The sequence below is a fragment of the Shewanella glacialipiscicola genome (genome assembly GCF_023283485.1).
Taxonomy (GTDB): domain Bacteria; phylum Pseudomonadota; class Gammaproteobacteria; order Enterobacterales; family Shewanellaceae; genus Shewanella; species Shewanella glacialipiscicola.
Genome location: NZ_JAKILU010000010.1, coordinates 85597 through 99423 on the forward strand (window position 1 = coordinate 85597; position 13827 = coordinate 99423).

The window sequence follows — 13827 nt, forward strand, 5'->3', positions numbered from 1 at the left end:
CGTAATTAATAATTCGATTTTACATTGCAGGCGTTTGAATCACCTCTAAAAATGCATTGATGATGGGTTCTGCCAAACGTTTTACCCTACAGCAGCAACCTAACTCGAATGGCTCTATCGTAACGGGCGATGATAATAGCTGAATACGATCCCGCACAGGGCTGTTATTGATCACCACCACAGGGCTCATGCTGATACCGCAGCCTAACGCCACCATAGAGGCAATCGCTTCTTGGCCCGACACTTGGGCATAAATATTGGGGCTAATACCCATTTGTTTGAACCAATTATCGGCGCGGCGTCGTCCAGGGCCATGATCAGCAATGATAAAGGGGACGTTCGACCAATCAATGGGATGTTGAGAAATCTGTTGTTGTACCGCGCAGCGAATAGTTGGAGCGATAATAGACAACGGCACATCGTCAATTTTAGCAAAGTGTAAACTACTGGGGAACGGGTCTGGTAGGGCGGCAATGGCGATATCGGCGCGATTTTGCTGTACTTCAACCAAGGCGTTAGCCGCGTCTCCTGTGGTTAATGCAATTTCGACAAATGGGTGCTCTTGGCGAAATAAATCTAACAAAGCGGGTAAATGGCTGTAGGCGGCAGTGACCGAACAATACAGGTTTAATCGACCGCGCAACACATCCTGCTTGAGGCTAATACTGTGTTTAAGTGTCCCCCAATGATTCAAAGTCTGTTCGGCAAACAGCTTAAACTCACGCCCCGCATGGGTTAAGGTCACACTGCGATTGTCCCGCTCTAATAGCTTAGCGTTAACTTCCTCTTCTAATCTTTGCAGTGCGCGGCTTAAGGTCGATGGGCTCACATGCATCTGCTCCGCCGTTTTGGCAAAGTGCAAACTGTCACATAAGTGCAGGTACAATTTGAGAGTACGAATATCCATGATCTTATCCTGTTTAGCCTGTGCTTGAATGACGCCACATTTGAGTGTTTGTCTATCGCCGTTAGGTTTATTAAGCCGATATTACGTGGGCTGTCATTGTTGTTGACGTTGCACATAATGCAATATTAAGTTTCGAATATATCATTTTAAGCAATGATACGCATAGGTTATAGTGACCTTAATCACAACCATTATTTAACATTATGTTAGTTTGGTTGCGTCCAATATTTCTGACTTTATAGGTGGTATATCAGATGGCTAACTATTTTAACTCTCTGAATTTGCGTCAACAATTAGCACAGCTTGGGCAATGTCGTTTTATGGATCGTTCAGAGTTTAGCGATGGCTGTAACTACATTAAAGATTGGAATATTGTTATTTTAGGTTGTGGTGCTCAAGGTCTTAACCAAGGCTTGAACATGCGTGATTCTGGATTGAATATCTCTTTTGCCTTGCGTCCAGAAGCGATTGAGCAAAAACGCGCCTCTTGGCAAAAAGCCACCGACAACGGTTTTCGTGTCGGCACGTTTGAAGAATTAATCCCAGCGGCAGATCTAGTTCTTAACCTAACGCCAGATAAACAACATTCAAATGTGGTTAACGCGGTTATGCCACTGATGAAGCAAGGTTCTACCTTGTCTTACTCACACGGTTTCAACATCGTTGAAGAGGGCATGCAAGTTCGCTCAGATATTACTGTCGTGATGGTGGCTCCTAAGTGCCCAGGTACTGAAGTCCGTGAAGAATACAAACGTGGTTTTGGTGTGCCAACCCTTATCGCAGTTCATCCAGAAAACGATCCAAATGGTGACGGCTTAGAGATTGCTAAAGCCTACGCTAGCGCTACCGGTGGCGACAGAGCAGGGGTTTTACTGTCATCTTTCATCGCCGAAGTGAAGTCGGATCTGATGGGCGAACAGACCATTCTGTGCGGTATGTTGCAAACGGGCGCTATCTTAGGTTATGAGAAAATGATCGCCGATGGCGTTGAGCCAGGTTATGCAGGCAAGCTTATTCAGCAAGGTTGGGAAACGGTCACCGAAGCGCTGAAACACGGTGGCATCACGAACATGATGGACCGTTTGTCTAATCCAGCTAAAATTAAAGCCTTTGAAATCGCAGAAGATTTAAAAGAAATTTTACAGCCATTATTTGAAAAGCACATGGACGACATCATCAGCGGTGAGTTTTCTCGCACTATGATGCAAGACTGGGCAAACGATGATGCGAACTTACTGCGTTGGAGAGCCGAAACTGGCGAAACAGGTTTCGAAAATGCACCCGTATCGAGCGAACATATCGACGAACAAACCTACTTCGACAAAGGTATTTTCCTTGTCGCTATGATCAAAGCCGGTGTGGAGCTGGCGTTCGATACTATGGTGTCTGCGGGTATAGTGGAAGAGTCGGCTTATTACGAGTCACTGCACGAAACCCCGCTTATTGCTAACACCATTGCCCGTAAGCGTTTGTATGAAATGAATGTAGTGATTTCAGACACTGCTGAATACGGTTGCTACCTGTTTAACCACGCGGCAGTACCTATGCTGCGCGACTACGTTAATAACATGTCATCTGAGTATTTAGGTGCTGGTCTAAAGGACAGCGCAACCGGTGTCGACAACTTAACGCTCATCGCCGTTAACGAAGCGATTCGTGAAACCGCGGTGGAATATGTTGGCGCTGAACTTCGTGGTTATATGACTGATATGAAAAGCATTGTTGAAGCCTAGTTGATTGAGGCCGCGCTTGAGTATAAGGCTGAAATACCGCTTGCGACTCAACTGGCCTCAATAGATTGAAGATCAGATTTTACAATCGTTTACGTACACATTTTTCCTGTTCAGTCAGTGGTCGAGCGGGCAAAAACGACACAGTTAAGTCAGTAAATGCTCAGTAGGTGAATGATGCCGACTGAGCATCAATAGTTAACGTTTTACTTTGTTGTTTTGCATTGTCTCGGCAGGGAAGCTGAATTTTTTTGACAAAAGATATTTTTATTGTGTTTGGCTGTCGCTTTATGGTAAAGCTAATAGCTCGCGGTAGGGCAAGGCCCAAAGCGAAGCTAACTTTCAAGTCATTCTCGATGTTAGAGAACCATTTTAAAAACACCGATTAGGGATCCATATTGATGTTTAATCAAGCTGCCAAGCTCATTCTCGTGATTATTACCGTCGTGATTATTAAATCACAGCGGGGGCGGCGCATGGCGAACTGATAGACCTAAAAGGTTAGAAGTTTCAAAAGAACCCCCCGCTCCGAAAGGACTGGGGGGTTCTTCGTTTCAGGCCTTAAGTTTCAAAATTAAAATTTTAAAAGAGTAAACATCAGCGTCGATTTCGGCAATTCAGGACTAACGTAGCGAGAGAGAATATGGAACCAGGGCAGATGATCAGAGGCGCAGACGCGGTAATAAAAGTGTTAGCAGCACATGGCGTAACCACAGTGTTTGGTTATCCCGGTGGTGCCATTATGCCAATATACGATGCCCTCTATGGAAGCCCTGTCGAACACTTACTCAGCCGTCACGAACAAGGCGCCGCCTTTGCCGCCGTAGGATATGCCAGAGCCAGCGGTAAAACCGGCGTGTGCTTTGCGACCTCAGGCCCAGGCGCGACTAACCTCATCACTTCTTTAGCCGATGCATTATTAGATTCAGTGCCTCTTGTGGCTATCACAGGCCAAGTCTCCACCGCGGTTATCGGCACCGATGCATTTCAAGAAATCGACGTACTAGGCATGTCATTGAGCTGCACTAAGCACAGCTTTATGGTGACAGACGTTAACGACCTAATACCAACCTTGTATCAAGCCTTCGAAATCGCCGCATCGGGTCGCCCAGGCCCTGTGCTGGTGGATATTCCCAAAGATATCCAAATCGCCCAATTAGAATACCGCACACCTTTGCTTGCTGTCATGAACGAACCCCAAGCCCAGATGAGCGACATCGATGCCGCCCGTGCACTGTTGGCAGAAGCTAAACAGCCTATGTTGTATGTCGGTGGCGGCGTAGGTATGGCGGGCGCTGTGGATCAACTGCGTGAGTTTATCAAAGTGACTGGCATACCTTCGGTGGCGACGCTGAAAGGGCTGGGCAGTATCGCCCATGGCACATCTGGTTATTTAGGCATGTTAGGCATGCATGGTGGCAAGGCCGCTAACTTAGCGGTGCAGGATTGCGACTTGCTGATTGTGGTTGGTGCCCGTTTTGACGACCGAGTTACCGGCCGCTTAGCGAGCTTTGCCGATAAGGCCAAAGTGATCCATCTCGATATCGACGCCGCTGAACTAGGCAAATTGCGTATGCCAGAGGTGGCAATCGCCGGCGACTTACGCCAAATCTTACCTGCCTTAGCCATGCCGATGAACATCACCCCTTGGCAGGCTGAGGTTGAGCATTTATCCCGTAAGCATCAATGGGATTATCAACACCCCGGCAGTTTGATCTACGCCCCTGCGCTGCTGCGCCGTTTAGCCAATAAGTTACCCGAGGACAGTGTTGTGTGCTGCGATGTAGGCCAGCACCAAATGTGGGTCGCCCAGCATATGTGGTTTCGCCGCCCTGAGGATCATCTATCCAGCGCAGGTTTAGGCACTATGGGCTTTGGCTTGCCTGCGGCGATTGGCGCTCAAGTGGCGCGCCCTGATGCCACAGTGGTCACAGTCTCTGGCGATGGTTCTTTTATGATGAATGTGCAGGAGCTGACCACCATCAAACGCCGCAAGCTGCCGGTAAAAATCGTGCTGGTTGATAACCAAAAGCTCGGCATGGTGAAACAGTGGCAGCAACTGTTTTTTGAAGAACGTTACAGTGAAACGGATTTATCCGATAACCCAGATTTTGTCTTGCTGGCCTCGGCCTTTGATATTCCCGGCCGCACGATTTTTTCTTCCGACGAAGTGGAAGAAGCCTTAACCGAGATGTTAGCGGCAAAGGGCCCGTATTTGTTACACGTTGCAATTGACGATGCTTTTAACGTTTGGCCACTGGTGCCCCCCGGCGCATCAAACAGCGATATGATGGACGAAATGGAGAAACAAACATGATCTACTCTCTGGAGTTAACAGTTCAACAACGCCCCGAAGTGCTTGAGCGTGTTTTGCGTGTGACGCGTCACCGTGGTTTTACCATCACTCAAATGCAGATGCGCATGAACGACGATGCTAGCCTGTCGCTGGATATGGAGGTTGATAGCGAGCGCGCCATTGAGCTCCTAAGTAATCAACTGAATAAGCTAATTGATGTCACCTTATGTAAGGTGTTGTTGCCGATGAGTTTGCAACAAACGGCCAGTGCATAAGTCGTTGCGTTAAGCTCAATTTCAGCCGCCGATTTTAGGGCTGACACGGGCGCCATAAATAAGGGCAGTGCAGCCAACGCTGCATTCGCCATGTGAATTAAGCACACCATTTTCGATTTAAGATAAAGGATACAGTCAATGCCAAAGTTACGATCAGCTACCAGTACCGAAGGCCGCAATATGGCGGGTGCCCGTGCGCTATGGCGCGCTACAGGGGTCAAAGACGGTGATTTTGGTAAGCCAATTATTGCGATTTCTAACTCCTTTACCCAGTTTGTACCAGGCCATGTGCACTTAAAAGACATGGGCTCACTCGTTGCGAGCGCCATTGAAGAAGCGGGCGGTATTGCAAAAGAGTTCAACACCATCGCCGTTGATGACGGTATCGCAATGGGTCACGGCGGCATGCTTTACAGCCTGCCATCGCGCGAGTTAATTGCCGACAGTGTGGAATACATGGTCAACGCCCACTGCGCTGATGCCTTAGTGTGTATCTCCAACTGCGATAAAATTACTCCCGGCATGCTAATGGCGGCGCTACGGCTTAATATTCCGGTGGTGTTTGTTTCTGGCGGGCCGATGGAGGCGGGTAAAACCAAGTTGTCGGATAAACTTATCAAGCTTGATTTAGTCGACGCGATGATTGCAGGCGCCGACACCAATGTTAGCGATGAAGACAGTGCCAAAATTGAACGTAGTGCGTGCCCAACCTGCGGCTCTTGTTCTGGTATGTTTACCGCTAACTCGATGAACTGTTTAACCGAAGCCCTAGGTCTATCTTTGCCGGGTAACGGCTCTATGTTGGCGACTCACGCCGATCGCCGTGAGCTGTTTTTAGAGGCAGGTCGGCGCGTGATGGCGCTGGCAAAACGTTATTACCATGAAGATGATGAATCGACCTTACCGCGCAACATTGCCAACTTTAAAGCCTTTGAAAATGCCATGACTTTAGATATCGCCATGGGCGGTTCATCTAACACAGTATTGCATTTATTGGCGGCAGCGCAGGAAGCCGATGTTGATTTTACCATGGCGGATATCGACCGTATGTCGCGCCTTGTGCCGCACCTTTGTAAAGTTGCTCCCTCAACGCCTAAATATCATATGGAAGATGTACACCGCGCAGGTGGCGTAATGGGGATTTTAGGCGAGCTAGATAGAGCTGGATTACTGCATACCGATGTGTTCCATGTGGCGGCCAACAAGGGTGACACTTTTGCGGGCGGCACAGTCAGTGACGGCACATTAAAGTCGGTATTAGCGCAGTACGACATCATGCAAACCCGAGATGACGCGGTAAAACACTTCTTTATGGCGGGGCCTGCGGGCATTCCAACCACTAAAGCCTTTAGCCAAGATTGCCGCTGGCCAACACTGGATAACGACAGACAAGAAGGTTGTATCCGCACCCGCGAATTTGCTTTTAGCCAAGAGGGCGGGCTCGCCGTGTTATCGGGCAACGTGGCTGAAAATGGCTGTATTGTTAAAACCGCGGGGGTGGATGAATCTAATCTGACATTTGTTGGCTCGGCTCGCGTTTATGAAAGCCAAGATGATGCGGTTGCCGGCATTTTAGGCGGCGAAGTGGTCGCGGGTGATGTCGTGGTTATCCGTTATGAAGGCCCCAAAGGTGGCCCAGGAATGCAAGAAATGTTGTACCCGACCACGTATTTAAAGTCGCGCGGTTTAGGTAAAGTTTGCGCGCTGATTACCGATGGTCGTTTTTCGGGTGGTACCTCAGGTTTATCTATAGGTCACGTATCGCCAGAAGCGGCGGCAGGCGGCACTATCGCCTTGATTGAAAACGGCGATCGCATCGAAATTGATATTCCAGCGCGCAGCATTAAGCTGGCGTTAAGCGATGCTGAACTCGCTGCTCGGCGCGAAAAAATGCACAGTCTTGGCCCATTGGCGTGGAAACCTATCGGTCGAGAGCGTTTCGTGTCACTCGCGCTTAAAGCCTACGCCATGCTCGCCACCAGTGCCGATAAGGGCGCGGTGCGCGATCGCAGTAAACTGGAGGACTAATATGTTTACTGCATCTATGTTGCCACTTGCAGCGCAAGCTCAGACGGATTTAGCCCATTTTCAGTTGGCACAGAGCTATCTGCAAAAAATCCTGTTGTCATCTGTATATGACATCGCGAAAGTGACGCCACTTTCAAGCATGAACAAGTTATCGGCGCGTTTAGGCTGTCAGGTCTTTTTGAAGCGTGAAGATATGCAGCCAGTGCACTCCTTTAAGTTACGCGGTGCCTATAACCGCATTGCGCAGCTAACCAAAGAGGAATGCCAGCGCGGCGTAGTGTGCGCATCAGCCGGTAATCATGCCCAAGGTGTGGCGATGTCGGCGGCGAGTCGCGGTGTGGATGCGGTGATTGTGATGCCAGAAACCACGCCCGATATCAAAGTCGATGCGGTGCGCCGTTTAGGTGGCAACGTGGTATTACATGGCCAAGCTTTCGATCAAGCCAATGGCTTTGCGATGGCGTTGGCGAAAGAAGAAGGCCGAGTTTATATCGCCCCCTTTGATGATGAAGCCGTGATAGCCGGCCAAGGCACTATCGCCCAAGAGATGTTGCAGCAGCAGCGCGATCTTGAAGTGATATTTGTGCCCGTGGGCGGCGGCGGTTTAATCGCGGGTATCGCTGCGTATTACAAGGCTGTGATGCCGCAGGTGAAAATTATCGGCGTAGAGCCAGAAGATGCCGCTTGTTTAAAGGCGGCGATGGCGGCGGGCGAGCCAGTGACGCTGGCGCAGGTTGGTTTATTTGCTGACGGCGTGGCGGTAAAACGCATTGGCACTGAGCCGTTTCGAGTCGCTAAACTCTATGTTGATGAAGTGGTGACGGTCACCTCGGATGAAATTTGCGCGGCGGTGAAAGATATTTTTGAGGACACCCGCGCTATAGCTGAACCAGCGGGGGCTTTGTCGCTGGCGGGGCTTAAAAAATATGTCAGCACTAATACCAGTGGTGAAAGTGGCTTTGGTAATGGTGAAAAACTGGCGGCGATTTTAAGCGGCGCAAACGTGAACTTTCACAGTTTGCGTTATGTGTCGGAGCGCTGCGAACTCGGCGAGCAAAAAGAAGCAGTATTAGCGGTGAAAGTCCCAGAACGTCCGGGAAGCTTCTTAAAATTCTGTGAGTTACTCGATAGGCGGGTAATGACAGAGTTTAACTATCGTTTCAGTAGTCGCGATATGGCTGTGGTGTTTGCAGGCATTCGCTTAAGCCGCGGCCAAGGCGAGCTAGAACACATTATTGCCACCTTAGAGGCTAATGGTTTTGAAGTGCAGGATTTGTCGGGTGACGAAACCGCTAAATTGCATGTGCGCTATATGGTGGGTGGACATCCACCTGAGCCGTTAGAAGAGCGTTTATTTAGCTTCGAGTTCCCCGAGCATCCCGGTGCACTGCTGAAATTTTTAACAACATTGCAAAGCAAATGGAATATCAGTTTGTTCCATTATCGTAATCACGGTGCGGCCTTTGGTCGAGTGCTGGCGGGTTTTGAAGTGCCTGCGAGTGATGCCTTGCCATTCCAGCAGTTTTTAACTGAACTGGGTTTTGTGTATCAAGAGGAAACCGACAGCCCAGCTTATCAACTGTTCTTAAATGCAAATAACAAATACAAATAACAAACTAAAGTAATAGAACATGTTATAACGTTATTTATCAATTTATTACAGTCACTATGGTGACCACTTAGGCTAAAGGAGGAGCGCACATGCGTGCCTTTTTGTGGTAGCTTGGATAAAGTTAAGAGTGAATACTCTAACAGTATCTATGTTAACTATTCGCCAACACCCCAATACACATAATAAGAGTAAGACCTCAACCTGCACGCATTAAGGAGTCATGATGTTACCAGCACCGCATTTTATCGCTTTTAATCCTCCTCGCCGTATTTTGATGGGTCCAGGCCCGTCGGATGTTTACCCTGAAGTGCTTGCCGCGCAAGCCAGACCAACAGTCGGCCATCTAGATCCGCTGTTTGTGGGCATGATGGATGAACTCAAGAGCCTAATTCAATACGCTTTTCAAACTAAAAATGAAATGACCATGGCGGTCTCTGCGCCGGGCAGTGCGGGCATGGAAACCTGTTTTGTTAACTTAGTTGAGCCGGGCGAGAAGGTGATTGTTTGTCGTAATGGGGTGTTTGGTGACCGAATGCGCCAAAACGTCGAACGCATGGGCGCCATTGCTGTGCTGGTGGACAACGAATGGGGCACACCTGTTGACCCTGCTGCGGTTGAAGCGGCGCTGAAAGCCCATCCTGATGCAAGATTTTTAGCTTTTGTACATGCTGAAACGTCTACAGGGGCTTTATCCGATGCCAAAACTTTGTGTGCATTAGCCAAGCAATACGGCTGTTTATCCATAGTCGATGCGGTCACGTCCCTTGGCGGCGTCGAGTTAAGAGTCGACGAATGGGGAATCGATGCGATTTATTCAGGTAGCCAGAAGTGTCTTTCCTGCGTACCGGGTTTATCACCCGTGTCATTCTCACCAGCAGCGGTCGAAAAACTTAAAAACCGCAAAACCCCAGTACAAAGTTGGTTCCTCGATCAAAGCCTAGTCATGGCCTATTGGACCAGCGCGGGTGGCAAGCGCAGTTACCATCACACGGCGCCAGTTAACGCGCTTTATGCCCTGCATGAATCCCTGCGTATTTTGGCGGCCGAAGGTTTAGAAAATGCATGGCAACGCCATCACGAGATGCATTTAGTGCTGCGTGCTGGGCTTGAAAAGTTAGGGCTTAATTTTGTGGTCGCCGAAGATTATCGCTTGCCACAGCTTAATACGGTTTATATCCCCGCAGGAGTTGATGACGGCGTAGTGCGCACTCGTTTACTGAAGGATTACAACCTCGAAATCGGCGCAGGTCTTGGCGCCTTAGCAGGTAAAGCATGGCGCATCGGCCTAATGGGCTTTGGCGCCCGCCGCGAGAATGTCTCTTTATGCCTCAGGGCATTAGAAGAGGTCTTGAGCTAAGCGACGGCACCGTCATCCCCGCACTGCATTTGAGCGGGGATCCAGCTCTTTTGGTAACTGAAGTGTACTTAAGCACTATCATTTCAGTGACACGCCATGAACTCATCCCTGAGGGCTCGACGGCGGCATCCATGCCGCCAACGGTCACTTCCATGACAGTGCTTAACCCAGTTAAGCCCTTGGTATGTCTGATAGTCTGCTTAATTCTCAGATATTTTTAGCCGTCATTCCCGCAATGCTTTGAGCGGGAATCCAGCTTTGGGTATCTTAATTTTGTTATTAGGAGAATTTAACAATGGGTGGTTCGTTAAACTCCGTTAAATTTATATTGGTGGCTGGATTTTCCGGCGGCAAGTAGATGATTTTATAAATTTAAATTATCCTAGTAGCTAAACTACTATCAATAATTTAAAACCTATGAAAAATTCCCCCAATCGAATGAATGTTGCCGAACTGATTTATTTTGGAGTTATAGGTCTTTTGATTGTGAGACAGATATTAGTTCAAGAAGGTTTCGTTATATCAAACCTAAGTAGTGACGTTTGGGTTGCTATTGCGGCGGCAATGATTGCCTTATGTGCACTAGGTGTATCAATTCAACAGTCTAGGTCATCAATTAGACACAACAAATTGAGTGTAAGACCTAAGCTAACATTGGAATATGCAAAGCTCGATGGCGCGCCCAAAATAGGTTTGTCACTGACGAATACAGGGTTAGGGCCTGCCATCATAAACAAAATTGTGATTAAGCGGGCGGGATTGTCATATGAATGCAATACAGAAAAATTTATTAAATTTTTACCTGTTCAACAAACCAGAAATCAAAAAGTAGAATTGGTTTCAACAAATGTGGAAGTTGGATTCAGTTTCTCGTGTATCGGTACAGGTACAACTTTAGAGGTTGGTAAATCTATCTGGCTTATCTGGCATGATTCTCCAACACCTTTACAACGATCTTATTGGGAGGTTGCATTATTAGGGGTGGACATTGATGCTATATATGAATCTATGTATGGCGAAGAGTTTTCCATCAATTTGGGGTCAATTAAATTTACCGATTAACATCGGAAGAAGAAAAATGGACACCCAATGTTAATTGCGAGGTAGTTAACCCCCGACTATGCTTTGCTTAAGCATTTAACAAGGAGGTTTTTGTGCTGTGCCCTCGTAGAATTCAGAACAGTGTCAAACTTCTTATTTAACATCAGACCTTTCTATCATTGCTGCAATCGCGTGGTAATACGCAGGAGTGAAAAATTTGGTTTTTACCACTGACTTGGTAAGCGTAATCGGGTGTGGAATACCCGCAAGATGTGGATCTCATCTTGATGTACCCTGTACGGAATGATGAACGGATAATCCTGCACCACCAGTTCCCTTGTGCCTGTCACGCGCCCTGCGCGGCCCATAGCGGGTTGAATCGTCAATAAGTTCACCAAGCGATAAACGTCTTGCACGAATGCTTGGGCGATCATAGGGTTGTCTTTGGCAAAGTAATCATGGGCATCTTCAAGATTTTGCGCGGCTTTACGCAGCCATCTAACCTGCATTGTTCCCCCAGTGCTTGAACTTCGCATTCATCTCGTTCTCAGGCACAAAATCCCCGTCATCAGCTTCACGCAATGCCGTTTGAATTTCGGCAATCTGCCATGCTTCTCTATCTAAATAATCCTGAATTGCTTGATTGGCCAACCAAGATTTTGTTCTACCGGTTGACTGGGCTAGTTGTACCAGCTTTTGCTCGCTTTCATCGGATAAGCGTACTGACATGACACTCATAGTAAACCTCAACATATAATGTATACATTAAACTACATTACACTGATTGGGGTAAAATTGCTATGTTGTGCCTATAAGCCAAGGGACATTTGATTTATTTTCAGAATCAAGTGTTTGGCAAAAAGATAGTACAGGCATATCTTTCCTCTTGGCGATTATTCTAAATCTTGATTCAAAAGATATGGCCGCTGAGATGGTTACCTCTGTCTGGGCATTGGACTTCGGGTAGCCTATCTCGTAGGATGCACAATAGTTAACGGGATTAAGCACTGGCATGTAGGTGACCGTTCGTGACAGGTATGTCACGGTCGAGCACACAGGGATGTGCTTGCAGCGCGTCACTGGAATGACAGTGCTTAATCATTTCTCACGTCACAGAGTCAGAACATACACATCTTTTGAGGTACTCTTCGTCGAATCTTTTTTATAACTAAAGCCAGTGAGTCACGGGAATGTCAGTGCTTAATCGAAACTCCCTAAATATGCACAAGATAATTAGCCTTTGCTTTTTCATAGTTGACATATAATGTCACACCGCTATGATGCCAGCACCTCTGGTTATATAAAGATCCTATAAATGAAAAAGTTATTTATTATGCTGGCGATGATTTTTGCGGTTAGTTTGGTTACTAGCCCAGTTGTAGAAGCAAAAAAATTCGGCGGTAGTAAATCTATTGGCAAAAGCCATAAAACAGCTCCGGCTCAGCCTACAGCGACTAACACTCCTACTACGGCACCAGCGGGCGCGCCGGGTAAAAAAGGGATGATGGGCGGTATGTTAGGCGGTTTATTAGCTGGCGGTCTATTAGCTGCGCTGTTTATGGGCGGTGGCTTTGAAAATATTCAAATTATGGATATTTTGATCATGGCGTTGGTGGCATTTGTGCTATTTAAAATCGTCCGTACTGTGATGGCCTCAAAGGCAGGTGCGCAGCAAAGGCCGGCCTATGCGGGTGCGAGCCAACCAAGCCCTAATATGCAGCGTGAAGCAGCAGAGCAAACAGGGACTGCTAACAGCGGTAGTAATAGTTTTGGCCAAGCGGCAAGCGATGTTCCGTTTGATTTGCCAGCAGGTTTTGATTTACCAGGCTTTTTAGAAGGCGCGCGCAGCCACTACAAAACGCTACAACTGGCGTGGAATGAAAACGATTTAAGTAAGATCCAAGAATATGTTTCAATTGATCTTTACAATGAGCTCAATAATCAACGCCGCGAATTAACCGGTGACCAGCACACTGAAGTAATGTTTTTGGATGCTGAACTGGTACGCGCCACACACAATGCAAATCTTGCGGAAGTGAGTGTTAAATTTAGCGGCCGCTATCGCGATACCGTTGAAGGCGTAGAAGAGGAAATTAAGGAAGTATGGCATTTAGAGCGTAACGTCACGCAAGCCAACTCACCTTGGTTAATCGTGGGTATTGAGCAGTAATCAGTACGTACTCAAAGCAGCCTTAATCTCTAAGGCTGCTGTCTTTATTCCTCGCGAGTTGTCAGCACTGCGTTCACAGCTAATGGTGCAGAGCTTTTATAGCTTCAGTTTCGATTGTATCCATTCAAAAAATAACCATTAATGCGCCTAGTATTAAAAAACCTTAGGGACTGTGGAACTCTTCTCTTCGGGTGCATTTGGGCAAGTTAGGGATATCTCTCCATCGTTCTATTCTGCGCCTTACTGTCGCCAGTCATACCCATCTGAATATTAAAGACATATTGTTACCACCCCGGTCAGATTGTTGCGGCTGATAGCTGTTGTTTATCAATATTGTTTTTTATTAATTCAATTTTAAGTCTATTCATTTTACTGCGCGATCGTGATTTACATCACATTTTTAGTATTGAA

General features: G+C 47.4%; 11 protein-coding genes. 8 read left to right on the forward strand and 3 right to left on the reverse strand.

From position 1 onward, the window contains the following. Positions 1-19: 19 nt before the first annotated feature. Positions 20-907 (reverse strand): HTH-type transcriptional activator IlvY, encoded by an 888-nt coding sequence (ilvY, locus tag L2717_RS09890; RefSeq protein ID WP_220772166.1) that lies wholly within the window; start codon positions 905-907, stop codon positions 20-22. A 254-nt stretch (positions 908-1161) separates the two neighbouring features. Between ilvY and ilvC the strand changes: the two genes are divergently transcribed. From ilvC to L2717_RS09925, 7 genes are all read left to right on the forward strand, one after another. Further along, positions 1162-2640, forward strand: coding sequence for a ketol-acid reductoisomerase (gene ilvC, locus L2717_RS09895; RefSeq protein WP_220772167.1), 1479 nt, complete (start codon positions 1162-1164; stop codon positions 2638-2640). Between the two features lie 640 nt (positions 2641-3280). Next, complete coding sequence (ilvG, locus tag L2717_RS09900) at positions 3281-4954, forward strand: acetolactate synthase 2 catalytic subunit (protein ID WP_220772168.1); 1674 nt, start codon at positions 3281-3283, stop codon at positions 4952-4954. Then, complete coding sequence (gene ilvM, locus L2717_RS09905; RefSeq protein WP_115406777.1) at positions 4951-5208, forward strand: acetolactate synthase 2 small subunit; 258 nt, start codon at positions 4951-4953, stop codon at positions 5206-5208. The genes ilvG and ilvM overlap by 4 nt, the downstream gene beginning before the upstream one ends. Before the next feature lie 138 nt (positions 5209-5346). Continuing rightward, positions 5347-7236, forward strand: a complete 1890-nt coding sequence (gene ilvD / locus L2717_RS09910; RefSeq protein ID WP_220772169.1) for a dihydroxy-acid dehydratase — start codon at positions 5347-5349, stop codon at positions 7234-7236. Positions 7237-7252: 16 nt separating this feature from the next. Next, positions 7253-8848: a threonine ammonia-lyase, biosynthetic gene (gene ilvA, locus L2717_RS09915; RefSeq protein ID WP_220772212.1), complete on the forward strand. Its 1596-nt coding sequence runs from the start codon at positions 7253-7255 to the stop codon at positions 8846-8848. 223 nt (positions 8849-9071) lie between these two features. After that, entirely contained in the window at positions 9072-10205 is a 1134-nt protein-coding gene (locus tag L2717_RS09920; protein WP_220772214.1) for a pyridoxal-phosphate-dependent aminotransferase family protein, read from the forward strand. A 417-nt stretch (positions 10206-10622) separates the two neighbouring features. Then, a complete protein-coding gene (locus L2717_RS09925; RefSeq protein ID WP_248938039.1) occupies positions 10623-11267 on the forward strand; it encodes a hypothetical protein in 645 nt (214 codons plus the stop codon). Positions 11268-11470: 203 nt separating this feature from the next. On the opposite strand, the gene L2717_RS09930 is transcribed toward L2717_RS09925, so the two are convergent. Both L2717_RS09930 and L2717_RS09935 read right to left on the reverse strand, forming a co-directional pair. Continuing rightward, positions 11471-11755: a type II toxin-antitoxin system RelE/ParE family toxin gene (locus L2717_RS09930; RefSeq protein WP_220772173.1), complete on the reverse strand. Its 285-nt coding sequence runs from the start codon at positions 11753-11755 to the stop codon at positions 11471-11473. Next, positions 11745-11984, reverse strand: coding sequence for a CopG family ribbon-helix-helix protein (locus tag L2717_RS09935; RefSeq protein ID WP_076500700.1), 240 nt, complete (start codon positions 11982-11984; stop codon positions 11745-11747). The genes L2717_RS09930 and L2717_RS09935 overlap by 11 nt, the downstream gene beginning before the upstream one ends. Before the next feature lie 577 nt (positions 11985-12561). Between L2717_RS09935 and L2717_RS09940 the strand changes: the two genes are divergently transcribed. Continuing rightward, positions 12562-13416 carry a Tim44 domain-containing protein gene (locus L2717_RS09940; RefSeq protein ID WP_220772175.1) on the forward strand — a complete coding sequence of 285 codons (855 nt, stop codon included), beginning with the start codon at positions 12562-12564 and terminating at the stop codon, positions 13414-13416. Positions 13417-13827: the final 411 nt, after the last annotated feature.